At 60.4% G+C, this 24,024-nt stretch carries 24 protein-coding genes; 12 read left to right on the top strand and 12 right to left on the bottom strand.

Translation table 11 applies throughout. The features are described 5' to 3' along the window. Window positions 1–44: 44 nt before the first annotated feature. From ACFC20_RS14485 to ACFC20_RS14495, 3 genes are all read right to left on the bottom strand, one after another. The gene (locus ACFC20_RS14485) at window positions 45–932 is read right to left on the bottom strand and encodes a histidine kinase (protein ID WP_375193631.1); all 888 of its coding nucleotides are present in this window, start codon (window positions 930–932) and stop codon (window positions 45–47) included. Then, window positions 923–1,558 carry a 1,6-anhydro-N-acetylmuramyl-L-alanine amidase AmpD gene (ampD, locus tag ACFC20_RS14490; RefSeq protein ID WP_375193632.1) on the bottom strand — a complete coding sequence of 212 codons (636 nt, stop codon included), beginning with the start codon at window positions 1,556–1,558 and terminating at the stop codon, window positions 923–925. The genes ACFC20_RS14485 and ampD overlap by 10 nt, the downstream gene beginning before the upstream one ends. A 69-nt stretch (window positions 1,559–1,627) precedes the next feature. Beyond that, the gene (locus tag ACFC20_RS14495) at window positions 1,628–3,931 is read right to left on the bottom strand and encodes a DUF1631 domain-containing protein (protein WP_375193633.1); all 2,304 of its coding nucleotides are present in this window, start codon (window positions 3,929–3,931) and stop codon (window positions 1,628–1,630) included. Window positions 3,932–4,177: 246 nt separating this feature from the next. On the opposite strand from ACFC20_RS14495, the gene nadC reads away from it, so the two are divergent. Then, complete coding sequence (gene nadC, locus ACFC20_RS14500; RefSeq protein WP_375193634.1) at window positions 4,178–5,017, top strand: carboxylating nicotinate-nucleotide diphosphorylase; 840 nt, start codon at window positions 4,178–4,180, stop codon at window positions 5,015–5,017. Here the strand turns inward: nadC and ACFC20_RS14505 are convergent, their stop codons facing one another. The 5 genes from ACFC20_RS14505 to ACFC20_RS14525 all read right to left on the bottom strand — a co-directional run bounded on the left by ACFC20_RS14505 (window position 5,018) and on the right by ACFC20_RS14525 (window position 8,830). Further along, a complete protein-coding gene (locus tag ACFC20_RS14505) occupies window positions 5,018–5,353 on the bottom strand; it encodes a YqcC family protein (protein ID WP_375193635.1) in 336 nt (111 codons plus the stop codon). A gap of 12 nt (window positions 5,354–5,365) precedes the next feature. Then, window positions 5,366–6,163: a ParA family protein gene (locus tag ACFC20_RS14510; RefSeq protein ID WP_375193636.1), complete on the bottom strand. Its 798-nt coding sequence runs from the start codon at window positions 6,161–6,163 to the stop codon at window positions 5,366–5,368. A 61-nt stretch (window positions 6,164–6,224) separates the two neighbouring features. Next, window positions 6,225–6,923: a DnaA regulatory inactivator Hda gene (hda, locus tag ACFC20_RS14515; protein ID WP_375193637.1), complete on the bottom strand. Its 699-nt coding sequence runs from the start codon at window positions 6,921–6,923 to the stop codon at window positions 6,225–6,227. Further along, the gene (locus tag ACFC20_RS14520; RefSeq protein WP_375193638.1) at window positions 6,920–7,480 is read right to left on the bottom strand and encodes a CDP-alcohol phosphatidyltransferase family protein; all 561 of its coding nucleotides are present in this window, start codon (window positions 7,478–7,480) and stop codon (window positions 6,920–6,922) included. Before ACFC20_RS14520 ends, hda begins: the two co-directional genes overlap by 4 nt. Window positions 7,481–7,504: 24 nt before the next feature. After that, window positions 7,505–8,830 carry a DUF2066 domain-containing protein gene (locus ACFC20_RS14525; protein WP_375193639.1) on the bottom strand — a complete coding sequence of 442 codons (1,326 nt, stop codon included), beginning with the start codon at window positions 8,828–8,830 and terminating at the stop codon, window positions 7,505–7,507. A gap of 159 nt (window positions 8,831–8,989) precedes the next feature. On the opposite strand from ACFC20_RS14525, the gene purM reads away from it, so the two are divergent. From purM to ACFC20_RS14540, 3 genes are all read left to right on the top strand, one after another. Beyond that, entirely contained in the window at window positions 8,990–10,054 is a 1,065-nt protein-coding gene (gene purM, locus ACFC20_RS14530; protein WP_375193640.1) for a phosphoribosylformylglycinamidine cyclo-ligase, read from the top strand. Beyond that, the gene (gene purN, locus ACFC20_RS14535) at window positions 10,051–10,713 is read left to right on the top strand and encodes a phosphoribosylglycinamide formyltransferase (RefSeq protein ID WP_375193641.1); all 663 of its coding nucleotides are present in this window, start codon (window positions 10,051–10,053) and stop codon (window positions 10,711–10,713) included. Before purM ends, purN begins: the two co-directional genes overlap by 4 nt. A gap of 95 nt (window positions 10,714–10,808) precedes the next feature. Then, a complete protein-coding gene (locus tag ACFC20_RS14540; protein ID WP_375193642.1) occupies window positions 10,809–11,537 on the top strand; it encodes a DUF3108 domain-containing protein in 729 nt (242 codons plus the stop codon). Here the strand turns inward: ACFC20_RS14540 and ACFC20_RS14545 are convergent. The 4 genes from ACFC20_RS14545 to apbC all read right to left on the bottom strand — a co-directional run bounded on the left by ACFC20_RS14545 (window position 11,534) and on the right by apbC (window position 15,421). Beyond that, window positions 11,534–12,811: a valine--pyruvate transaminase gene (locus ACFC20_RS14545; protein WP_375193643.1), complete on the bottom strand. Its 1,278-nt coding sequence runs from the start codon at window positions 12,809–12,811 to the stop codon at window positions 11,534–11,536. The two genes, ACFC20_RS14540 and ACFC20_RS14545, sit on opposite strands and share 4 nt — an antisense overlap. Window positions 12,812–12,886: 75 nt before the next feature. Continuing rightward, the gene (locus tag ACFC20_RS14550) at window positions 12,887–13,486 is read right to left on the bottom strand and encodes a YjaG family protein (protein ID WP_375193644.1); all 600 of its coding nucleotides are present in this window, start codon (window positions 13,484–13,486) and stop codon (window positions 12,887–12,889) included. After that, window positions 13,483–14,049, bottom strand: coding sequence for a dCTP deaminase (gene dcd, locus ACFC20_RS14555; RefSeq protein WP_008172848.1), 567 nt, complete (start codon window positions 14,047–14,049; stop codon window positions 13,483–13,485). The genes ACFC20_RS14550 and dcd overlap by 4 nt, the downstream gene beginning before the upstream one ends. Before the next feature lie 271 nt (window positions 14,050–14,320). Beyond that, complete coding sequence (gene apbC, locus ACFC20_RS14560; RefSeq protein ID WP_375193645.1) at window positions 14,321–15,421, bottom strand: iron-sulfur cluster carrier protein ApbC; 1,101 nt, start codon at window positions 15,419–15,421, stop codon at window positions 14,321–14,323. Window positions 15,422–15,619: 198 nt separating this feature from the next. On the opposite strand from apbC, the gene metG reads away from it, so the two are divergent. From metG to nth, 8 genes are read left to right on the top strand one after another with little or no spacing between them, the layout of a single operon-like run. Then, window positions 15,620–17,707, top strand: a complete 2,088-nt coding sequence (gene metG, locus ACFC20_RS14565; RefSeq protein ID WP_375193646.1) for a methionine--tRNA ligase — start codon at window positions 15,620–15,622, stop codon at window positions 17,705–17,707. A 45-nt stretch (window positions 17,708–17,752) separates the two neighbouring features. Then, a complete protein-coding gene (gene rsxA / locus ACFC20_RS14570; protein WP_375193647.1) occupies window positions 17,753–18,334 on the top strand; it encodes an electron transport complex subunit RsxA in 582 nt (193 codons plus the stop codon). 42 nt (window positions 18,335–18,376) lie between these two features. After that, the gene (rsxB, locus tag ACFC20_RS14575; RefSeq protein ID WP_375193648.1) at window positions 18,377–18,955 is read left to right on the top strand and encodes an electron transport complex subunit RsxB; all 579 of its coding nucleotides are present in this window, start codon (window positions 18,377–18,379) and stop codon (window positions 18,953–18,955) included. Continuing rightward, window positions 18,955–20,784: an electron transport complex subunit RsxC gene (gene rsxC / locus ACFC20_RS14580; protein ID WP_375193649.1), complete on the top strand. Its 1,830-nt coding sequence runs from the start codon at window positions 18,955–18,957 to the stop codon at window positions 20,782–20,784. The genes rsxB and rsxC overlap by 1 nt, the downstream gene beginning before the upstream one ends. A 21-nt stretch (window positions 20,785–20,805) precedes the next feature. After that, window positions 20,806–21,855, top strand: coding sequence for an electron transport complex subunit RsxD (rsxD, locus tag ACFC20_RS14585; RefSeq protein ID WP_375193650.1), 1,050 nt, complete (start codon window positions 20,806–20,808; stop codon window positions 21,853–21,855). A 2-nt stretch (window positions 21,856–21,857) separates the two neighbouring features. Further along, window positions 21,858–22,559 carry an electron transport complex subunit RsxG gene (rsxG, locus tag ACFC20_RS14590; RefSeq protein WP_375193651.1) on the top strand — a complete coding sequence of 234 codons (702 nt, stop codon included), beginning with the start codon at window positions 21,858–21,860 and terminating at the stop codon, window positions 22,557–22,559. A gap of 2 nt (window positions 22,560–22,561) precedes the next feature. Then, window positions 22,562–23,278, top strand: coding sequence for an electron transport complex subunit E (locus ACFC20_RS14595; RefSeq protein WP_375193652.1), 717 nt, complete (start codon window positions 22,562–22,564; stop codon window positions 23,276–23,278). Window positions 23,279–23,306: 28 nt separating this feature from the next. Beyond that, window positions 23,307–23,945, top strand: a complete 639-nt coding sequence (gene nth / locus ACFC20_RS14600; RefSeq protein ID WP_375193653.1) for an endonuclease III — start codon at window positions 23,307–23,309, stop codon at window positions 23,943–23,945. The last annotated feature ends 79 nt before the right edge of the window (window positions 23,946–24,024 follow it).

The raw sequence follows: 24,024 nt of genomic DNA on the forward strand, positions 1-24,024 counted from the left end.
AAGCTTTATTTGGTGATAATCTGTAATATTTTCAAAAATTTTGCTTACACGACCCCCGATATCACCAGCAACGCGAGCGTGCAAATCCACACCAGCATGCTCCGATTCAGCAGATCCCGCAGCGCCGCCAGGCTCCGTCCACCGAAATTGGTCCAGTCCTCCGGATGCAACCGGGAGAAACGGTCCGGCTCCAGCGCATACCCGGTTAACGACCCGCTGGCGGAAATCATTAGCACATCGCCCGCTTTTTTGCTGACGCCCGACAGGGATTTACCCATCTCTCGCAGCCAGCCGGCGAGGTCTCCGGCAATACCAAAGGTCAGCGACAGCAGACGTGCGGGAATCCAGCCTGCCCATTCGGCCATGCGCGCAAATCGGGGCCGGGCGGCGGCCTGTGGCCATTGATCCGCCAGTGCCACCAGCCCCCGGGCCAGCACCGCCAGAGCCACGCCTCCGACCATGTACCAGAACGCCACCAGGAAAAACCTCTGGAACACCGACACCAGCAGCGCCCTCGACAGGGACAGGTGCATCGCTTCGGGTGAGAGGGCAGCGCCGCGTTCCTCCGCTGGCAGCCAGTCTTTTACATGGTGCCAGGCGGCCTGCATGTCGCCCCGCTGCCAGGCCTCTGCATAGGCCCGTAGCAGTTGGCGCCAGCCGGGTGTGCCCATCAGCAGCACCAGAATCAGGAAGTCTGCCGGATAGGCCACCATACGCCAGTCGGACACCACCAGCACATACTCGGCGAGCCCCAGAATCAGCGCTGGCAACAGAACCAGAGCGAGGCCGGCGTACACATCCGCTTCATGCCCTGCCCGAGCCTTGCGGCCGTTGTGGAACCACCGCCGCCACAGCTCGTCGCTGTGAAGCCTGTCAAGGGAGTCAAGGCGTCTGCGCACCGAGTAGGCCAGCAGAAACACAATCAGCTCCATTCTCCTGCCTCCCCGGCATCACGACTGGAATGCACCATGTCTCGAAAAAGCGGCCAGTCAAAGGCTGGACCCGGATCGGTCTTTCTGCCCGGCGCAATGTCACTGTGGCCGGTGATGCGCGCTGGCGTAATCTCGGGCCAGGCCGCCATGATTTCACGGACCACGGTGGCCAGCTGGCGATACTGCGCCCCGGTGTAGGGTATGTGATCAGTCCCCTCCAGCTCGATGCCGATGGAATAGTCGTTGCACTCCTCCCGCCCCTCAAAGCTGGACCGGCCCGCGTGCCAGGCCCTGTCGTGCAGATTGACGAACTGAATGACCGACCCGTCACGACGGATCAGCAGATGGGACGAGACTTCAACACCGGCAATGGTCTGGAAGAAAGGGTGAGCCGAGGCGTCAAGACGATTGCAGAAGAAGTCTTCGATTTCAGGTCCGCCAAACTGGCCGGGGGGCAGGCTGATGTTATGAATCACCAGGAGAGAAATGCCGGCGCCCTCCGGACGAGGCCCGAAATTCGGCGATGGGCACCAACGGGCGCCCCGGATGTGCCCGGTTTCCCGGAGCCGCGTCGCCTGCTCGGCAGAAGGCGTCGGATTTTCAGGCAAGGCATCTGAATCTGGCAAGGTAATTCCAACGGTTTCAGAGGATTACACCTGCAGATTGAATCACAAAGCGCTAACGGTTGCTACGGATCAGTCTTTACGGCTGCTGCGCAGGTTATCGATGATGGATTCCAGTGCCCGATCGAAGATCAGTCCATCATCAAGCATGGCAACGTTGCCAGACTCCATTTCCGCAGCCAGTTCTTCCCGTTGATACTCTGCCACTTTCGCGCCACTGCGATTGACAAAAATGTACTTGCCGGTGGCCTTGATGAAGGCCGCCAGTTTGCAACGAACCTTGGCATCATCACGGCTGAGCTCGATCCAGGACCCTACCCGCAGGCTGTCAGCCCGCTCCAGCCACTGAGCGGACACCGCACCCGATTCGGTGGCGGTTGGCGTTGCCTGTGCCTCTACCGCTGGCTCTGGCGTCGTCGACGCTCCGGTCTCGGCAGGCGCATCGGTCGAAGCCACCGGCGCATCGGTTATTGCCTGCGGCTCGGGCTCGGCGGGCACTGCCCGAGCGGCGCCGTCAGCTACCACATCAGGCCCGGCCTGCTCGGGTTCCTCGCGGGCCGGCGCGGTGACCAGCCGCTGGAAGACATCCACATGCACCAGCTCCAGGTCGCGGATGACCGCGTCGGTCGCAAATGGATCCCAGGAGATATCCTGAAGCGCCCTGCGCAGCTCATCCACGATACCCGGAATGGCACGGAGCAGGTCACTGCGAGTGGTCTCGGTCACCGGCCTCGGGTCAACACTCCACACCAGTCGCTCGGTCAGCTCTCGCGCGTGCTGCCAGCGCTCGCTGTCCTCACCCTCACGGAGCGCCACCCATTGCAGGTAGCGGCTCCAGGCCTCGTTCAACAGACCGGCCACAGGCTCGGGCAACTCCCGCTGGTCTGTCAGTTCAGCCACCAGCTCCCGGGCAGCCTGGGACGCACGCTCCTGGCGGGCGCGACCTTCCTCGGCGTCCCGCAGGCGCTGCTCAACGAGCTCGCGGCGCCTGCGATCCAGGTCCATGAAGTGGCTGAAGTCTTTCAGTAACTCATCAAACAAGGCCACATTGTCCGTGAACTCGTTGAGTACCCGATCCACTACGTGTTCGATTTTTTCCCGCAGCGGATCGCGCTGGCCGGTCTTCTTCTCGCTCCAGCCTATGGCCGAGAGAGCGAGTTCATTCAGTAACTTGCGTACCGGGTGACCACCCCGATTGAAGAAGTTCTGATCACTCAGGGCCACCTTGAGCACGGGAATCTGCAGGCGTCCGATCAGGGCCTTCATGACCGGGTGAAGCTGGCGATCCTCAAGGATGAAGTCAAACAGCATGGACACCAGGTTGATAACATCGCGATCAACCTGCCCGGGGTTCAGGCTTTTGCCATCGCCTCCACGCAGTAGCGGTCCCAGCTGTTCATTGAGCGGGATCACAACGCCCTCGTCCCACTGCCGGCTGCTCGCCTGGGCCTCGGTTAACCGCGCCACCAGCCGATCGGTGTCGATGTAACCTTCGCCACCCTCACCTGCGCCGGCGGTATAGCCGCCGTCACCCTTGTGAAGCAGGGCACTGAGCTCGGAGAAAGTGGCCTGGGAATCTCCCGCGGCCGTTTCGCTCTGGACACCGCCCTTCCCGGCGCTTTTTCCGGGCGAGGTTGATTGTTCTGCACCCGAGCGTTGCGGGGACTGACCGGCGCCTTTGCCAGCAGGAGGGCGCTTCATATCCGGCAGAACCCCTTCTTTGATCAGGGTCCGGTTCGCCTCCTTGTAGAAGTCACCGAGTGTATCGGCCAGCAGGCGGTCAAACAGCTTGAGAACTACAAGTTTCGCCCGAATGTCGATATCCAGGTCGGCACAGGCTTCGGCCAGACCACCGCAAATAATCTCAGGGCTGAGCGGCATCTGCGAATCCCTGAGCTCAATACCCGGCACCAGGTGACCCACACGTATGGTCAGCAGGCGAATCTGCTCTGTGTAGCGGTTACGCAGCTTGTTGATCAGGTTATCGACGGCAACCTGCTGTTCCAGCTCGGAGTGGTCCACCAGGCTGAGGGAGTCCTGGTCAATATCATCGAGGGCACGGGATGTCTGCTGGGGCTGGAATCGTCCGATTTCATTGAACGCCTGGCTGACGTACTGGAGTATGGATACCACCATCGCCTTGCGCCGCAGGCGCAACTCACGCATGGCATCGAAATAGGCTGTCTGGTCCAGATTGGAGCCGGCGCGATCGGCCAGCTCGAACAGGGCATCGTCCGCACGATCAAAAAACGCGCCGAGCACAGACTTCAGAGACTGACCCGATGCGTCACGCAGATGGACCAGCGCGGACGGCAGATCGAACCGACCGGGCGACTTCTGGCCGGAAAATCGGACAACCTTGTTATCGTGCGCCATGTCGCTGCTCCGCCTGCTGTCACTTTCAATTGAGAGGCTCTCTTATCAAAGCATGATACGAGCTCGCTGCGTCACCTTGTGTCAGAATTTGTCACCTTTTGTGTAGACCTGACGTGCGTCACGTTTTCAGGGTCTGCTACCGCAGTTTAGCAGGGGCCGCTTGTGGTTTGGCGATTTGCCGAACGGGCTTTAGAATTGTGGCCTCAGAATCCTCTCCCACTCCCAATGACGGACATCAAGCGCCCTATGATCACACCAGAACGTCTCCGGCAGGCCCGAATCGAAAACGTCGCCCAGAGTCTGCGGGAGGACATGGGGGATGGCGACATTACGGCCATGCTGATCCCGGAACACAAGCAGGCGACCGCCCGGGTGATAACGCGGGAATCCGCGACGATTGCAGGCCGGGCCTGGGTAGAGGAAGTGTTCCGGCAGGTGGATCCAACGGTAACGCTGGCCTGGCAGGTGGCTGACGGCGACACTGTGGCGCCCGATCAGTTGCTGTTCACCATGAACGGACCGGCTCGCAGCCTGCTGGGTGCCGAGCGCTCGGCTCTCAACTGGCTGCAGACGATGTCTGGCGTGGCCACCGCCTGCGCAGCCTATGCCGCCAGAGTGGCCCACACGAACGTACGTCTGCTTGACACCCGAAAGACCTTACCGGGCCTGCGCCTTGCCCAGAAATACGCCGTAACCTGTGGTGGTTGCTACAACCATCGAATCGGGCTCTGGGACGCCTTTCTGATCAAGGAAAACCACATTGCGGCCTGCGGCTCCATTGCAGATGCCGTCCGGGCCGCCCGTCAGATCGCGCCGGGAAAACCTGTCGAAGTGGAAACCGAGAACCTGGATGAACTGGAACAGGCCCTGAGCGCCGGCGCCGACGTTATCATGCTGGATGAATTCACGCTTGAAGACATGCGAACTGCCGTCGCCCGCACCGGCGACCGGGCCAAGCTCGAGGCGTCAGGCGGTATCAATGCCTCGACCCTGGTGCCCATTGCAGAAACCGGCGTGGACTACATCTCCATTGGCGCGCTGACCAAGGATGTCAGGGCCGTGGATCTGTCCATGCGGCTTGACTGATTACTCTCCCGACAACAGCCGGTCTATTTCCTCAAGCTCCCGAACCAGAGCATTGCCGGACTCCTGACGCCCCCGGAAATGCTCTTCGGCCATGGGCGCAATACCCGAGGTGGCCGGCAGGGAATGGTCGCTTTCAATAATCACCTTCATCCTTGCCACGAACACAAACTGCAGCCACTGGGGAAATTCCAGCGTGTCGATACAGAATGGCTGTGTGCTCTCAAAGGCTTCGTCTGGTGGCGGCTCTGCCTCCCAGAGCCCCAATCGCCGGAGCTCCATCTCGATTCGTAACAGGCTGTCCGCAACCTGGCCAAGCTGATCGTCTGCTGTGCTCATAACGTTCTTGCCTTAGTCGGTCAGGGGTTCCAGCTCCACGGTTTCGCCGTGCAGGACCCGGAACAGGTCTTCATACTGGCGCGTCAATGGGTGCTTCGGCGCCATGTGAATAAGCGGCTGGCGGCTCTGATGGGATTCCTTCATTTTCACCGAGCTCGACAACCGTACCGGCAACACCGGCAAACCTTCCTCGGTGAGCTCTTTTACCAGCTGGCGAGGCAGGCTGGCGCGAGGCTGGAACTGGTTGGCAACAATGCCCTCCACCACCAGATCCTCGTTGTGATCTTCCTGCAAATCCCGGATTTCATTAAGGATGTTATAAAGCGCCTGGCGAGAGAAATCGTCGCAGTCAAACGGAATCAGACAACGCTGTGCGGCAATCAGGGCCGACCGGGTATAAAAGTTCAGGGCCGGCGCCGTGTCGATGTAGATGGCATCAAAGGTTTCGCCCAGCTTTTTCAGTGCTTCGCGCAGCTTGTAGATCTTGTGCTTGGCTTCGAGCTTGCGCTCGAGAAAATCGAGTTCCGGGCTGGAGGGCATCACAAACAGGTTATTGAACGGCGAGGCATGGACGAATTCGTCTGGCCGCCGGTTGAAAACGGTGAACGCCACGGTCTGCTCGAGCATGTCTGCCACCGTGTCTTTCAGTTCACTGGCGGGCTTGCCCAGCAAGTAATGGGTCGAGTTGCCCTGGGGATCCAGGTCCACCACCAGTGTCCGCTTGCCACGGGCCGCACTGATTGCGGCCAGATTGCAGGTGATACTGGATTTACCCACGCCACCCTTCTGATTGAAAACCACCCGTCTCATTCTGTCTCTCCCTCGATTAAGCCGTTATCGTTCTTTTCCGGTTCAGCCCCGTTGCCTTCGGCTACCATTCCATCACGGTTTTAACGAACGGAATGGTCAGCCTGCGCTGCGCCTGCAGTGAATTCTCATCCAGCATATCCAGAATTCCGAGCAAGTCACCCAACCCACGGGGCGCCCGGCGCATGATGTAGGCGGCCACTTCGTGTGACATCACCAGTCCGCGCTTTTCCGCCCGGGCCATCAGTATGCGGAGTCGATCCTCGTCTCTGTATATGCCCAGCTGGATTGTCAGCCCATGCCGCAACCGGGACACCAGGTCTGGAAGCTGGAACGGCAGGTTGCCCGGCAAGTCCGAGGCACTCACGATCATCATCGCGTTGCGGTCGTCTATCCGGTTGTACAGATGGAAGATGGCCTCTTCCCAATCCCGCTTGCCGGCCACCAGGTCCAGGTCGTCCAGGCACACCAGATCCTGACTCTCCAGCCCGGACAGCGCTGCGGGGCCAAATGGCTGCAACTCGGCGACGCTGATGCAGACGGCCGACATCCCCTGCTGATCAGCACTATGACAGGCCGCCTGAAGGAGGTGACTTTTGCCGGTGTCGGCATCACCACAGAGCACCGCCACGGGCACCCCGCCTGGCTGCCGGCAAAGCGCCTCCAGCCTGGCGGCGGCCTCACAATTACGCTCGCCGTGGAAATTGTCAAACCTGGCGTCGTCCCGCAACTTGACGCCAAGAACCAGCTGCGATGCCGTCATGACCGGGTCGCCCTCCAGGCCCGCACACTCCAGACCACCAGATAGTGCCCGCCGCTGGCAATCGCCGACACCGCAACCAGCACGATGCCCGCATCCACCACCCAGGGCTGCATGGGTAGATCAGCGAGCAACACAATGATGGCCAGTGCCACGAGAATCTGAACGAAGGTGTTGATCTTGCCCGGAATGCTCGGCTCCATATCGTAACGACCCACACAATAATGATAGGCCAGAGCTCCGCCAACAATCAGCAGGTCTCTGCCCAGAACCACGGCAAACAGCCAGACGGGGAGCACCGAGGTCAGGGTCAGCATCAGATAGGCGGTAATCAGGAGGGCTTTATCCGCAAGCGGGTCGGCGATGGCCCCCAGTCTGGAACGCCAGTTGAAGTGCCGCGCCAGGAATCCATCAATGGCGTCGGTTGCCGCCGCCAGGAAGAAAATCACCAGAGCGCGCCTATAATCGCCAACCAGCAGGGCGCCAGCGAAGGGAGCAATCAGCAGAATTCGCAGGAACGTCAGGGCATTGGGAATCCAGCGCCAACGGTGTAAATTCAAACGATTCCCTCCGATTACCCCAGCTTATTCGCTGCCACCGCTCCCGATGACAGAGGCCGGTTGCCACCGATAATACAGGACCTCGTACAGGGATTCGAACGCCTGCTGGGCCTCTTCTTCATCGACGGGGACCGGCTGGTAGGTAAACATGGCCGATTCATCGACCGCAGTCCGGGATTCCTCGCCCTCAGGTTTTGCGGGCGGCTCGCTGGCATTGTCTCCACTCTCCGGGCTGCCCGGAAACTTGGCCGGGGCAGAATCCGCCACTTCCGGCTCTGCGGGAATGCCAGATTCAATGGGAACGAAGCGGGGATCCAGCGCAATGTATTCCTGAAGTTGGTCCAGCTCGCCGGAGAAAGCTACCCGCAGCGTCAGCTGATCATCGCGCACTCGGTGCGCGCCCACGCCAACAACCGGCGTGAGGTCCTGAAGGATTTTGTTTACCCGGGCATAGTCCTCCAGGGAACTGACACCCCGAAGCACAATATCCACCTGTGGGGAATCACCTACTTCGGAGGCGGCAACGGCGTAACGGCCCGCATAACGCTCTGCCCAGCGGTTGATCACGGCTTCGGCGAGCGCCTCCGGCGTGGGCGCAGTAACCGACTCCTCACCGGCGTCCATCGACATGCCATCAAAAACCCAGCCAGCGCGCCATTGACCGCCCGCGCGGCTGACCCGCACCAGCGCCAGTACGTCGTGCTCCAGGTCAGACGACGCTGATTTCACCCGGCCGACAAACTGTCCCCAGATGTCTGACAGGAGTTCCCGGCTGGTGTTGAAGCTCTCTGGCGGTGTCGCCAGGGGCAAACCCCGCTTTCGGGCAGCTGCATCGAAGGCCGCGCTCCAAATGCCATCGGCCGTGGCGCTCGCGGTGTTTTCGGAGGCTCCCGTAACGAGGGTCCGGGCGCCGCGGTCTTCCACCGCGATCCACGCCAGCGTCAGCGGCCGGTTGGCGCCCCACACAGGCGCATCAATGGACGCCAGTGCACGGTTAACTCCGACTGCACCAAAGGACATGCTCAGAATGCTCTGGCCTGATTCGTCACGGGCAACCTGATACGACAACAGAAGCGATTCAGCATCTGCAAGCAGGCCGTCCACGCCTTCCGTGGCCAGAACATCCTGGCTGCCGGATACACGCACCAGCACCTGCCTCAGGCCATCCGCATAACCCCTGGTCAGCTGCGCCTCGGACGTGCCCTCCACCGGAACCCGGGCGGAATACAGCCCAGACACCGTCACTGCGGTGGCCGGCCCGGACCAGATGAGCAGCAACAGCCCGATGAATGCAAAAAACCGAGCAGCCAATCCTGGCGCCTGTGGCAACTTGTGTCCTGATAACGACATGAAACACCCTGCAATTCGCATGAATGGCGCATAGGATACACCATGCCCTACAGGCTGAGTAGCAGCCCCGGGTTTCCGAAAAGCAATATACATTTGGAGCACTACAGCGCACCTGTTAAAATCCGCCGCCTGACCCACTGGCCAACGGTTAAGAACCCCATGAGCGAACAGAAGCCCTCCCTTACCTACCGCGACGCTGGCGTTGACATTGACGCAGGCAACGAACTCGTACGCCGCATCAAGGATACCGCAGCGCGCACCCGCCGCCCGGAGGTGCTGGGCGGCCTCGGCGGTTTTGGCGCTATGGTCTCGATTCCCGCTGGCTACAATGAACCTGTACTTGTGTCCGGCACCGATGGGGTGGGCACCAAACTGCGCCTGGCCATGCAGCTGGAAAAGCACGACAGCATTGGCATCGACCTGGTCGCCATGTGCGTTAACGATCTGGTCGTGGGCGGTGCCGAGCCCCTGTTCTTCCTGGACTATTACGCCACTGGCAAGCTCAATGTAGACGTGGCCGCCCAGGTGGTTGCCGGCATTGGCGCGGGATGCGAGCTGGCGGGTTGCGCCCTGGTGGGCGGCGAGACCGCCGAGATGCCCGGCATGTATGAAGGCGACGACTATGACCTGGCCGGTTTCTGTGTTGGCGTTGCCGAGCGCAGCGAAATCATCGATGGCAGCCGCGTCCAGTCTGGCGATGTTCTGCTCGCCCTTGGTTCGTCCGGCCCGCACTCCAACGGCTACTCACTGATTCGCAAGATCCTTGAGGTCAGCAAGGCGGACCTGAACCAGCCCGTGGGCCAGGAAACGCTTGCGGACGCACTGATGGCGCCAACGCGCATCTACGTGAAAAACCTGCTCCAGCTGATCCGGGAAGTGGACGTACGCGCCCTCTCCCACATTACCGGCGGTGGGTTGCCTGAGAACATTCCCCGCGTCCTGCCAAACGGCACGGTCGCCGCCATCGACACCAGCAGCTGGAAACTGCCGCCGGTGTTCCAGTGGCTGAAAGACCAGGGTGGCGTTGCCAGCGAGGAAATGTATCGCACCTTCAACTGTGGCATTGGCATGATCGTGTGTGTGCCGGCCAACCAGAAGGATCTGGCCCTCGACACCCTCCGGGCACTGGGCGAGCACGCCTGGCAGGTCGGCGTTATCGAGAGCGCTGCCACGCAAGACGCGGAGCCCTGCGTTCGCTACGCCCCGGGGCTGTTGTCGGCATGAAGGCAGACCCGACGCCCCTGCCAAGAATCCTGGTTCTTGCTTCCGGCAGCGGAACCAATCTCCAGGCACTGATCGAGGCCAGCCGGGAACGGGACTTTCCCGGCCAGATCGTCGCCGTGGGCTGTAACCAGCCCGGCGCCTTCGCCCTTGAGCGCGCAGCGCAGGCGAATATTGAGTCCTTTGTGGTGAACCACAAGGATTTTGGCTCCCGGGAAGAGTTCGACGCCTCGTTAATGGCGGAAATCCTCCGCCACAACCCGGACCTGATCGTCCTCGCCGGCTTCATGCGCATCCTGACCACGGATTTTGTGCGAGCCTTTCGGGGCAGGATGCTGAACATCCACCCGTCCCTGCTGCCCAGGTATACAGGCCTGAACACTCATCGGCGGGCGCTCGAAGCCGGTGACAAGGTGCATGGTGTTTCCATCCATTTCGTTACCGAGGAGCTGGATGGCGGCCCGGTCATTGCCCAGGCGGAGGTCTCGGTGAGCCAGGACGACACACCGGAATCCCTGGCCGAAAAGGTCCAGATCCAGGAGCACATCCTCTACCCCATCGTGGTGCGCTGGTTCTGCGAGGGCCGCATCCAGCTTGGCAACGAGGGCGTGCTGTTCGATGGTCAGCCCCTGAAGCAGCCAATGCGCCTGAGCGCCCACTGAGGATTGCCTGAACGAATTGTCATGCTCCAGTACGGCCCAAACGTCTACACTGTCGCCAATGATGACGGTAACAGTTCCTGTTTGAGGCCTTTTTCATGACACTGCCCTCCAACCGACTCTGTTCCATGCTGCTGGTGCTTATCGGCGCTTTTGCCAGCCCAGCCGCAGGCGCGGCAGACACCACACCTGAACTGGTTCCTTTCGAAGCCAGCTACACCGCTGCCATGGAAAAGGGGCTCACGCTCAATGGCACCGCCAAACGTACCCTGACCGCCCAGGGCAACGATATCTGGCTATACCGCACCGATGTGGATTCGTTCATTGCCGACATTGACGAGTCGCTGATCTTCCGGTGGCAGGATGGCCGTGTCGTTCCTATGCGCTACCGGTATAGCCTGTCCGGTTTTCTGGTCAGCGACCGGAAACAATCCATCGATTTTGACTGGGAAAAGGGGCTGGCTTCCGGACGCTACAAGGGCAAACCATTCGAGGTTGCCATTGATGAGGGCGTGCTCGACCCCCTTGGCTACCAGCTGCAACTCCACCAGGACATCCGTAACGGACTCCGTGAGATGAGCTACCAGGTACTCGACAAGGGACGCATCGACGAGGAACGCTTTGCGGTTATCAATGGCGAATCGGTCAGGGCCGGCGGACAAACGCAGGCCACACTCAAGGCGGAAAAGGTTCGCGAGAACTCTGACCGGCAGACGCTGATCTGGTTCTCGAAGGAGCAGAACTACCTGATGGTTCGTCTGCGCCAGGTGGAACCGGACGGCAGCACCTACGAGCTGCGACTGAAAGACGCAGAGTTCGAGCGCTAGAGCGCGCGTCCGGCCTCCCGCCAGACAGCCTTTACCTCATCCGCAATAATACGAAGCCCCTCGGCCACCCGGTCATCATCCTGGGAATAGGTCACCCGCAGGCACTCGTGGCGATGTTTCCAGTCGTCCTCGGGCAACCCCGGGAAGAAATAATGCCCGGAAACCACCAGCACCCCTCGTCCTTTCAGACGCTGATACAACTCCAGACTGGTGATGGGCAGGTCCGGGAACCACAGCCAGAGGAACATGGCGCCCTCGGGTTTATGGACATACCAGCGGCAGCTGTCTTCACCCATGGCCTCCCGGAACTCCGCCACCGCCCGCTCCATCTTCGCCTTGTAAAATGGGCAGACCACATCCCGGCTCAGTGACAGGATCTCACCGGAGCGGACCAGGGGCTCCGCCAGCATGGCGCCGAAGCTGCCGGTGGCCAGGTTCATGATGGCATTGATGCCGGACAGCGCCTTGATGATCGGCTCTGCCGCAATCACGATACCGGTTCGGGCTGCGGGCAGCCCAAGCTTGGACAGGCTCAGGCAGAGAATGATCTGGTCGTTCCAGGTGGGCGTGGCGTCCACGAACAGCAGGCTTGGGAACGGCGTGCCGTACGCGCCGTCCACGATCAGCGGAATGTCATGCTCGCGAGCCAGTTGCTCCAGACGGGCAAGCTCCTCGTCGGTCACCACATTGCCGGTGGGGTTGGTGGGCCTTGAAACGCAGATGGCGCCGGTTTCTCCGGTAACTTCTACGGCATCAAAGTCCACCCGGTACTTGAACTCGTGGGCATCGGTAAACGAGATGTCCGGCTGCACGGCATGAAACAGCCCCGGCTCGATGCCCGCGTCGGCGTAGCCGATGTACTCGGGGGCCAGCGGCAACAGAATGTGTTTCCGGTGCCCTTCCCCGTAGTCGCCGCCAAACATGTTGAACAACATGAAGAATGCGGCCTGGCTGCCGTTGGTCAGGGCGATGTTTTCCGGCTTCAGGCCCCAGCCGTATTCACGATTAAGCAGTTCCGCGAGGGCGGCAATGAACTGTTTCTCGCCCTGGGGCGGATCGTAGATTCCAACCAGCCGGCGCACATCCCCCTCATTCCGACTCATGTCCGCCAGGATTTCCTGCACCCGCTGCTGCACTTCCGGTATGTGCCCGGGGTTGCCGCCGCCCATCATGATCATGTCGTCGCCCGAGGCCATGGCGTTGCCCAGATCGTCCATCAGGGAGGTAATACCGGCATCGGCGGTGAACTTGCGACCAAAAGCAGAGAGTTTCATGGGGTAACATCCATCGGCACTGAGCAGAGAGTTACGGGTAATACCGGAAGTGTAGCCTGCCCACGGCTGCGGCGTTTACTCGTTGAGCGAGATACCGAGGTTGCTGATGCCGTCGTTGGCTGACTCTTGCCGAAGCCTTTCAACAAACTGGTCCGTGGGCGTGCGCTGGCGTTTCAGGGCCAGCACCAGGTCGCGCTGGAAGGTTTTGTCTTCTTTCATCAGCGGGTGGTGGTCCAGCAGCCGAACCAGCTCGTCCTCGTCCAGTTCATCGCCTTCGGAAAGTTCGATGAAGTTCATGACGGTGCCGGTGGCCATCTGGGAAGCATCGGTGGCGCGATGCTTGGCCGGGTTCAGCCGGTTGAGCAATGCCTGCTCCAGCAACTGGCAGAAATCGAAGGCGGGGTACACGCCATAGGCGTCGTAGGCATCCACATCCGGCGAAAGAGTTTCAAGCTTGGCCAGCAGTTGGGGTATGGCGGCTTCTGAGACGTCCTTTTGCAGCATGTCCCAGCCAAGATCCAGGAGCTGTCGCATTTTGGCGCCGGTTTTCAGGCCAACGGCATCGGCGAACAGGGCGTAGTTGGGAAAGGAGCGCTCGGCCAGGGCCAGCAGGAAGGCGCATTCGCGCCAGCCCTGCAGTTGTGAGACGGCCTTGAGGAACTGGTTGGCGTTCATGTCCTGGGCAGGGTCACGCCGGTCTGGCCAAGGTATTTGCCGCCGCGATCCTTGTAGCTTGTTTCGCAGATTTCGTCGGACTCGAAGAACAGCATCTGGGCCACGCCTTCGTTGGCGTAGATTTTCGCCGGCAGGTTGGTGGTGTTGGAGAATTCCAGGGTGACCTGGCCTTCCCACTCCGGCTCCAGCGGAGTGACGTTAACGATGATTCCGCAGCGGGCGTAGGTGGACTTGCCCAGACAGATGGTCAGTACGCTGCGCGGAATGCGAAAGTACTCGACGGTGCGCGCCAGTGCGAACGAGTTCGGCGGGATGATGCAGACGTCGCCGGTGTAGTTGACGAAGCTGTTTTCGTCGAAGTTCTTCGGGTCCACGGTGGCGGAGTGGACGTTGGTGAAGATTTTGAATTCGTTGCTGCAGCGTACGTCGTAACCGTAGCTGGAGGTGCCGTAGGAGATCACGCGGCCTTTTTCGGTTTCACGAACCTGTCCGCTTTCAAAGGGTTCGATCATGCCGTGCTGTTCGGACATCCGGCGAATCCACTTGTCGGATTTGATGCTCATTGGCGAAGTCTCGTATCCACTGGGAAAAAAAATTGAGGCGTAGTTTACCTGTTCCCATAGGGTCTGTCGAAGTCCGGAGGTCGGGTTCCGCGACTGGTGTTTCGGACCTCAAAAGTGGCGGGCTGCGGCCATAGGGACCGTCTTCCAAAAACCGCTACGAGCACATCCATGTGGGCTTGACGAAGGCCATCCTTGGCCTTCGACATTTTTGGAAGACGGTCCCTATGCCCGCGAACTTGCCCTGGCGAAGAACTCCGCGAGACTGGGGCTTTCAATGCTCAGTCACTGAAACACTTGAAATAGAGCCGGTCAGGTTCCGCTCCCGGGTGGAGAGCTCAGCACCTACCCTTCTGGCGATATCGCGGTAACGGCGGGCCACTTCGGAGTCTGGTTCGGCAATCACCGAGGGCGTGCCGCCGTCGGTCTGTTCCCGGATAGTCATGTGCAGGGGCAGTTGGCCGAGGAGTGTAGTGTCGTATTCCTCGGCGATGCGTTCGCCGCCGCCGTGGCCGAAAAGGGGTTCTTCGTGGCCGCAGTTGCTGCAAATGTGCACGCTCATGTTTTCGACCACGCCGAGCACGGGGATGTCGACTTTGCGGAACATTTCGATGCCTTTTTTGCCATCCAGCAGGGCAATGTCCTGGGGTGTGGTAACGATCACCGCGCCGGTGACCGGGACTTTCTGGGCCAGGGTGAGCTGGATGTCGCCGGTGCCCGGCGGCATGTCGACGATGAGGTAGTCGAGTTCGTTCCAGAGAGTCTGCTGGAGCAGTTGCATCACGGCGCCACTGACCATGGGGCCGCGCCATACCATGGGGGTTTTCTCGGTGACCACAAAGGCCATGGAGTTGGCCTGCAGGCCGTGGGCGTCCATGGGAACGAAGTATTTGTTCTCACGGGTGTCGGGGCGTTTGCCTTCGGGCACGCCGAGCATCATGCCGATGCTGGGGCCGTAGATGTCGGCGTCGAGGATACCGACGCGGGCGCCTTCAGCCTGGAGGGCCAGGGCCAGGTTGACGGCGGTGGTGGATTTGCCAACACCGCCCTTGCCGGAGGCCACGGCAATGATGTTTTTCACGCCCGGCACCGAGGGCAGGTCTTTCTGGACCTTGTAGGAGTGGATGTTCTGACCCACGTGGACGTCCACGCTTGCCACGCCGTCGACGTCTTCCAGGGCGTTCCCGACCAGTTGTTTGAGGGCGCCGGCGATGCCTTTAGACGGGTAAGGCAACTCTACCATCAGTGTGACCTTGCCGCTGTCGTCGGCATTCAGGGATTTGACGGCACCCAACTCGTAGAGGTCCTTGTTCAGGTACGGATCACGGTATTGGCGAACCGCTGTCTGCAGGGCCTGCTCAGAAATCTGTGTCATCGGGTTCTCCGGAATAAGCTCATGCTCGATTTAAAGCACGGAAACAGGTGATTCGGGTGAAAAATATCTGCTCGGAAGGTATCATCTGTGCCCGTTTCTGACCATATGGGGTCTTTACCTGGCGCAATCAATCCGGAATCCGCCAGAACCCCGAAATCGTCTTTCCAACCCGACTCAACATAAGGTTCGGACATCACCATGACGCAAGCGAGCAAGCAACAGCGCGACATTCTGGTTACCAGTGCCCTGCCGTACGCCAACGGCCCGATCCACCTGGGGCACCTGCTGGAATACATTCAGACCGATATCTGGGTGCGCTATCAGAAGATGCGGGGCCAGAACTGCTACTACGTTTGCGCCGACGATGCCCACGGCACCGCCATCATGCTTCGTGCCGAGCGCGAGGGCATTACCTCCGAGCAGCTGATCGATCGCATCCGTGGCGAGCATCAGGAAGACTTCGCCGGCTTCCACATCCGTTTCGACAACTACTACAGCACGCACTCGGAGGAAAACCGCCAGTTCTCCGAGTACATCTATCGCCAATTGCAGGAAAACGGGCACATTGCCACGCGCAACATCACCCAGTTCTACGATCCTGAGAAAAAGATGTTCCTGGCGGACCGGTTCATCAAGGGCACCTGCCCCAAGTGCAAGACCGAGGACCAGTACGGCGACAACTGCGAGGCCTGCGGTGCCACCTACACGCCGGCGGAGCTGATCAACCCGCGCTCTGCAGTGTCCGGCGCCACGCCCATCGAGAAGGAATCCGAGCACTACTTCTTCAAGCTGCCGGATTTCCACGATTTCCTGGCCAAGTGGACCCGCAGCGGCACCCTGCAGCCTCAGGTTGCCAACAAGCTGGCCGAGTGGCTGGACGCCGGCCTGCAGGAGTGGGACATCAGCCGCGATGCGCCCTACTTCGGGTTCGAGATTCCCGACGCGCCCGGCAAGTACTTCTACGTGTGGCTGGATGCCCCCATCGGTTACCTGGCCAGCTTCAAGAACCTGTGTAACCGCGAAGGCATCGATTTCGAGCACTTCTGGAAGGCCGATTCCACCGCCGAGGTCTATCACTTCATTGGCAAGGACATTATCAACTTTCACGCGCTGTTCTGGCCGTCCATGTTGCACGATGCCGGCTTCCGCACGCCCACGGCCGTCTGGGCCCACGGCTTTGTCACCGTCAACGGCAAGAAGATGTCCAAGTCTCGCGGTACCTTCATCATGGCCCGCACCTACCTGGACCATCTGAATCCGGAATACCTGCGCTACTACTTTGCCGCCAAGCTGACCGGCAGTGTGGACGACATGGACCTGAACCTTGAGGACTTTGCCGCCCGGGTGAATTCGGACCTGGTGGGTAAGGTGGTCAATATCGCCAGCCGCAGCGCTAGCTTCATCAATCGAAGCTTCGATGGCCGACTGAGCAGTATTACTGAAATCGATTTAATGAAACGATTCATCGATGCCGGCGACGAAATAGCCATATCCTATGAAACCCGGGAATTTGGACGTGCAATGCGTCGAATCATGGAACTAGCAGCCGAAGCAAATCAATATTTCGATGAAAAGCAGCCTTGGACCCTGCCTAAGAAGGCAGCACTGGCCGGAAATGAGGTTGAGAAAGCTAAAGATCCGGAGCTTGGTGATCGAGATGAGATATTAGACGAGCTTCAAGCAATATGTACCAATGTTCTCAACATGTTCCATCTGCTGATGACCTATCTGGCGCCGGTCCTGCCGGAAACTGCCAAGGCGTCGGAAGCGTTCCTCAATGCGCCCCTGGATTGGAACAAGCGTAGCGAGCGCCTGGAAAACCATGGCATCAACAAGTTCACACCACTGATGAGCCGGGTGGACATGGCACAGATCGAGAAAATGCTCGACGCCTCCAAAGAGGAGTTGCCTGCAGCGACCGGCAAGCCGGCACCGGCTGCCAATCTCGAGCCAATTGCCGATGAAATAGAATTTGGTGATTTCGCAAAAGTGGATCTTAGGGTGGTGAAGATTGTCAAAGCCGAACACGTGGAGGGCGCCGACAAGCTGCTTCGTCTGACCCTGGACGTGGGGCATGGCGAGCGCAATGTGTTTGCGGGCATCAAGTCTGCCTACAAACCGGAGGATCTCGAAGGTCGGCTAACGGTGATGGTGGCTAACCTCAAGCCCCGGAAGATGAAGTTCGGCATGTCGGAAGGCATGGTTCTGGCTGCAGGCCCTGGGGGCAAGGATATATTCATCCTGTCTCCGGATTCCGGCGCCACGCCGGGCATGCGGGTTATGTGACGACCGGCGGTCAGAGCGCTGTCAGTTGCCAATGGAGCAGGTTAAATGACCGAATATCTGCTGATTCTGGTCAGCACCATTCTGGTGAACAACTTTGTGCTGGTTCAGTTCCTGGGCCTGTGCCCGTTCATGGGCGTGTCCGGCAAGCTGGAGACAGCCATGGGCATGTCGCTGGCCACCACCTTTGTGCTGACCCTGGCGTCTGTGTGCAGCTACCTGGCCTACACCTATTTGCTGGAGCCCCTGGACCTGGCCTTCCTCCGCACCATCACCTTCATCCTGGTGATTGCGGTGGTGGTGCAGTTCACCGAAATGGTGGTGCGCAAGACCAGCCCCCTGCTCTATCGCGTGCTGGGTATCTTCCTGCCGCTGATTACCACCAATTGCGCCGTACTTGGCGTTGCGCTGCTGAACATCAACAAGCAGAACAATTTTGTGGAATCGGTTCTCTACGGATTTGGTGCGGCAGCGGGTTTCTCCATGGTGCTGGTTCTGTTTGCGGCCATGCGTGAGCGGATTGCCGTGGCGGATGTGCCGGTAGCGTTCCGCGGCGCTTCCATTGGCCTGGTAACCGCAGGACTGATGGCGCTGGCGTTCCTGGGCTTCACCGGCCTGGTCAGCGTGTGACGGGCGTGCAGAAAGAATTGGGGAATCGGGAGTAGCAGCCATATGTGGACCAGTGTACTGATTGCCGTAGTCGTTCTTCTGGCCCTGGCCGTGGTCTTCGGCGGCCTGCTCGGCTTCGCCGCCGAACGCTTCCGGGTGGAAGGTAACCCGCTGGTTGATGAAATTGATGCCCTGCTGCCCCAGACCCAGTGTGGTCAGTGTGGCTACCCCGGCTGCCGCCCCTACGCCGAGTCCATCGCCGACGGCGGCCCGATCAACAAGTGCCCGCCAGGCGGTGAAGGCACCATCAAGGCACTGGCAGATCTACTGGACGTTGAACCGGAACCTCTGGACGCAGAACACGGAGTAGAACAGGTCAAACGGGTGGCTGTGATCCGTGAAGACGAATGTATTGGCTGCACCAAATGCATCCAGGCATGCCCCGTAGATGCGATTCTCGGCGCTGCCAAGCACATGCACACCGTCATCGAGAGCGAATGCACCGGTTGCGATCTGTGCGTTGACCCCTGCCCGGTGGACTGCATTGACATGGTGACGGTTGAGCCCGACATCCGAAGCTGGACCTGGACCCCACCCCGGCCCGGAGTAATCGCCACCGACCGTCAGGGAGCCAGCGCCTGATGACACAGCTTTGGGATTTTTCCGGCGGTATCCACCCCGCCGAGCACAAAGAGATTTCCACGGCGCGCCCGATTCGGGCGGCAGGCCTCCCCAAGCGCCTGGTGTTGCCGCTGCAACAGCACATCGGCGAACCGACCGAAGCCCTGGTAGCCGTGGGGGACCGGGTTCTCAAGGGACAGAAGATCGCAGACGTGCCCTCGGGAACCGGTGTTCCCGTGCACGCGCCAACCTCGGGCGTTATTGAAAGCATTGCCGACCTCCCGGTACCGCACCCCTCGGGCATGACCGACCGTTGCCTTGTCCTGAAACCCGATGGCGAAGACCAGTGGCAATCGAGGCAGCCGATCCCGGATTACCGCTCGCTGGATCGGGATCAAGTACTCCAGATCATTCGCGACGCCGGCATCGCGGGTATGGGCGGCGCAGGCTTCCCCACCAATATCAAACTTCGCCCGCCCCGGGACCGCAAGGTCGGCACACTGATCCTCAACGGCGCCGAATGCGAGCCCTACATCACGGCCGATGACATGACCATGCGCGAGAAGGCGGACCGGGTGGTTGCGGGCCTGAAGATCATGGCGTGGATTCTCCGCCCGGAGCGCTGCGTGATCGGCATCGAGGACAACAAGCCCGAAGCCATCGCCGCCCTGCGCCAGGCCATTGAAGGCACGCAGACAGAAATTGCTGTGATCCCGACCAAGTATCCTTCGGGGGGCGAGAAGCAGCTGATCCAGATTCTCACCGGGATGGAGGTGCCCAGCGGAGGCATTCCGGCCGATATCGGCGTCATGTGCCAGAACATCGGTACCGCCGTTGCCGTGGCAAACGCCGTACTGGATGGCTCGCCGCTGATCTCCCGGGTGGTCACCATCACCGGCGATGCCGTGCGCCAGCCGGGCAACTTTGAAGCGCTGATCGGCACGCCCATCGAGTACCTGCTTGAGCAGGCGGAGGTGGACCAGAGCGCGGTGAGTCGCCTGGTGCTGGGTGGCCCGATGATGGGCTACACGCTGACCACCGAGGCGGTGCCAGTCGTCAAGACCACCAACTGTGTGATTGCCGCCACCGCCGAGGAATTGCCTGCACCACCGCCGGAACAACCCTGCATACGCTGCGGCCAGTGCGCCGAGGCCTGCCCCATGGAGTTGCTGCCCCAGCAGTTGTTCTGGCACGCCAAGGCCACGGAATTCGAAAAGGCTGAGCACCTGAATCTGTTTGACTGCATAGAGTGCGGCGCCTGCTCCTACGTGTGCCCGAGCTCGATCCCGTTGGTGCAGTACTACCGGTTTGCCAAGGGTGAAATCCGGATACAACGGGCCGAGCAGATCAAGGCGGACCGGGCCAGGGAGCGGTTTGAGGCCCGCCAGGCACGTCTGGAACGGGAACAGCAGGAGAAGGAGCTGCGCCGCAAGGAGCGGGCCCAGGCTGCCGCCGAGGCCCAGGCGAAGAAAGCAGCAGAGGCGGAAAAAGCCGCGGAAAGCAGTGAGGCCGGTGACGAGCGAGCCGCCAAGGCGGCGTTGGTTGAGCAGGCACTGGCGCGCAAGAAAGCGAAAGCCGAGGCAGCCAGGCCCGAGGAACCAGCGCAAGCCCCGGTGGAAGAGGCACCCGATATCGAGTCGTTAGAAAAGCAGCTGACCCAGGCCCGCGCCAAGCTGGAAACCATGCAGGGCATGCTCGATGAGGCGAAAGCCCAGCAGGCAGACAACGTCGACAAACTGGAGCGGGCCGTGGCCAAGAATCACGACCGTGTCCAGAGGGCCGAAGCGGCCCTGTCGGAGGCAAAACAGTCCCAAGCCGGCCAGCAGGCCGAGTCTCAGACCACCCAATAAGCGGAATCAGGCACGACACCCATGGCGTTTGTTCAGCAATCCTCCCCCCACGCCCACAGGGCCCGGCCAACCTCCCGGGTAATGATGTGGGTGATGATCGCCGCCTTGCCGGGCCTGCTGGCACAGACCCTGTTTTTCGGCTGGGGTAACCTGATCAATGTGGTGTTCTGCATTGCCGTTGCCATTGGCTCTGAAGCTGCCCTTCTGGCCCTGCGCAAAAAGCCGGTGGGCTTTTTTATCCGGGACAACACCGCGGCTGTGACCGGTCTGCTCCTGGGACTGTCCTTGCCGCAGTTCACCCCCTGGTGGGTATCGGCGGTGGCGGTTATTTCCGCCATTGTGGTTGCCAAACAACTCTACGGTGGCCTTGGCTCAAACCCCTTCAATCCGGCCATGGTGGGCTATGCCCTGGTGCTGGTGTCCTTTCCCGTGGCCATGACCACCAACTGGGCTGAACCGGCAACGCTCTGGGGCGGCGCACCGGGCTTTGGCGACACCCTGGCAGCCATCGCCTCCGGACAGCAAACGGCGGTGGACGGCTGGACCATGGCCACGCCCCTGGACGAGTACAAACACAAGATCGCCACACACACGGCGTCGGAGGTGCTTGTGCACCCGACCTTTGGTGACGGCGTAGCCCGGGGCTGGGAGTGGGTCAATGCGGGCTTTCTTGCCGGTGGTCTGCTGCTGATTGGACTTCGCATCATCAGCTGGCACATTCCGGTCGGTTTCCTGGCTGGCCTGGCGGTAATGAGCCTCGCATTCGGCAGCAACGCCGATCTGTATGCACCGCTCTCCCTGCACATGCTTGCAGGCGGCACCATGCTGGGCGCCTTCTTCATAGCCACCGATCCGGTCTCGGCAGCAACCAGTCACCAGGGCAAGCTGATCTACGGCGCCGGCATCGGCATTCTGATCTATCTGATTCGCACCTGGGGCAATTACCCGGATGCCGTCGCCTTCAGTGTGCTGCTGATGAATTTTGCGGTGCCGTTCATTGACCATTACACCCCACCACGCACTTACGGCCACCACAAGGCACGTCGGGGCGTACCAGGGAGCCAGGGATAATCATGGCTGCAGTTGCCAAATCCATCCGTCGCAGCGCCATTGGTCTCGGCCTGTTTGCCATCATCACCGGTGGCACCATTTCGGTTACCCAGGTCGCCACCGAGGAGCGCATCCGTGAACAGGCGGCCCGCGCCGAGGCCCAGGCCCTGTTCGAAATCATTCCCGAAAGCCTCCATAACAACGACCTGCTCAGGGACACCGTACAACTTCCCGCCAGCGAACGGCTGACCCAGACCGGCCCGGTGACCGTCTGGGTAGCTCGACAAAACGAGCAACCGGTGGGGCTCATCATGCCCGTGGTGGCGCCCGACGGCTACTCCGGCAATATCAACCTGCTGGTTGGCATTGATATGAAAGGCACCATTCTGGGCGTTCGCGTGACGAGCCACAAGGAAACCCCAGGGCTCGGAGACAAGATTGAACTCAAGAAATCCGACTGGATCCGGACCTTTACCGGGCGTTCCCTGGGAAGCCCACCGCATCGGGAGTGGAATGTCCGGAAGAACGGCGGTGAGTTCGACCAGTTTACCGGTGCCACCATTTCACCACGGGCAGTGGTAAAAGCCGTACGGAAGGCCCTGGTTTATTTCCGCGAACATCGGCAGGTGATTCGCGAGCGCCTCAACGAGCCGCCGTCCCCGAGGGAACGCCCACTCGACCCGGAAGCGATCGCCGGAAAGTCACCCAACAGGGAGCACTCCTGACCATGGCAACCAAATCAGGCAGCGATATCATCCGAGACGGTCTCTGGACCAACAATCCGGCGCTGGTACAGGTCCTTGGACTGTGTCCCCTGCTCGCCGTCACCAGCACGGTGGTCAATGCCATCGGCCTGGGGCTGGCCACTCTGATGGTACTGATGGGCTCCAACCTCGCCGTCTCGCTGATCCGTAACTTTGTTGGGGAGTCGGTCCGCCTGCCAGCCTTCGTCATGATCATTGCCTCCTTCGTAACCTGTGCGGAGCTGTTGATGCAGGCGTATACCTACGAGCTGTACCAGATTCTCGGCATCTTCATTCCGCTGATTGTCACCAATTGTGCCATCCTCGGCCGCGCCGATGCCTTCGCCTCCAAGAACGCGCCCGGCCCCGCCCTGCTCGATGGCGCAATGATGGGTGTCGGGTTCCTCCTGGTACTCATTGTTCTGGGTGGCATGCGTGAGCTCGTTGGCCAGGGCAGCCTGTTCGTGGACATGAACCTGCTGTTCGGCCCCACAGCCGCCGACTGGGTTATTCGCCCTTTCGAGAACTATCCGGACATGCTGTTCATGATTCTTCCACCTGGCGCCTTCATTGGCCTTGGGCTGCTGATTGCCCTGAAAAATGGCATTGACCATCAGCTCAAAGAACGCCGTAAGGTGAACGAACCTGCACCGGTGAGCTCGGGCAGCAAACGGGTTCGGGTAACAGGCAACGTATCCTGACATTCCGCCAGACAACGATCGACAACCGATGAACAAGCAGAAGCGTACCGAGATCTTTACCCGGCTGAGGGAAGCCAACCCGAATCCCACGACGGAACTGAACTACTCCAGCCCATTTGAGCTGCTGATTGCGGTGATTCTGTCGGCTCAGGCTACCGACGTGGGTGTCAACAAGGCTACCGATCGTCTGTTTCCGGTGGCCAACACCCCCGAGGCCATCCTGGCGCTGGGCGTGGACGGACTGAAGGAATACATCAAGACCATCGGGCTCTTTAACAGCAAGGCCGAAAACGTTATCAAGACCTGCCGGATTCTGGTTGAGCAACACGGAAGCCAGGTACCCGAGCGCAGAGAGGATCTCGAGGCCCTGCCGGGTGTTGGCCGGAAAACGGCGAACGTGGTTCTTAACACCGCCTTTGGCCAGCCAGCGATGGCCGTGGACACCCACATTTTCCGGGTATCAAACCGCACGGGCATTGCGCCCGGGAAGAACGTTCTGGAAGTGGAAAAGCGGCTGATGCGCCTGGTGCCGAAGGAGTTTCTGCTGGATGCGCACCACTGGCTGATCCTGCACGGCCGGTACACCTGCACCGCCCGGAAGCCCAAATGCGGGGCCTGCATCATCGAGGACCTCTGCGAATTCCGGCACAAGCGCGACTACCTGTAACTGCAGTTACAGAAAAGCCGGCCCAGGGAGGCTGTGTGAAAACAGCCTCCGAAGTTGGCAAAATAACCGCGACATGGCT

The sequence above is a fragment of the Marinobacter sp. genome, assembly GCF_041984545.1.
Classification (GTDB): domain Bacteria; phylum Pseudomonadota; class Gammaproteobacteria; order Pseudomonadales; family Oleiphilaceae; genus Marinobacter.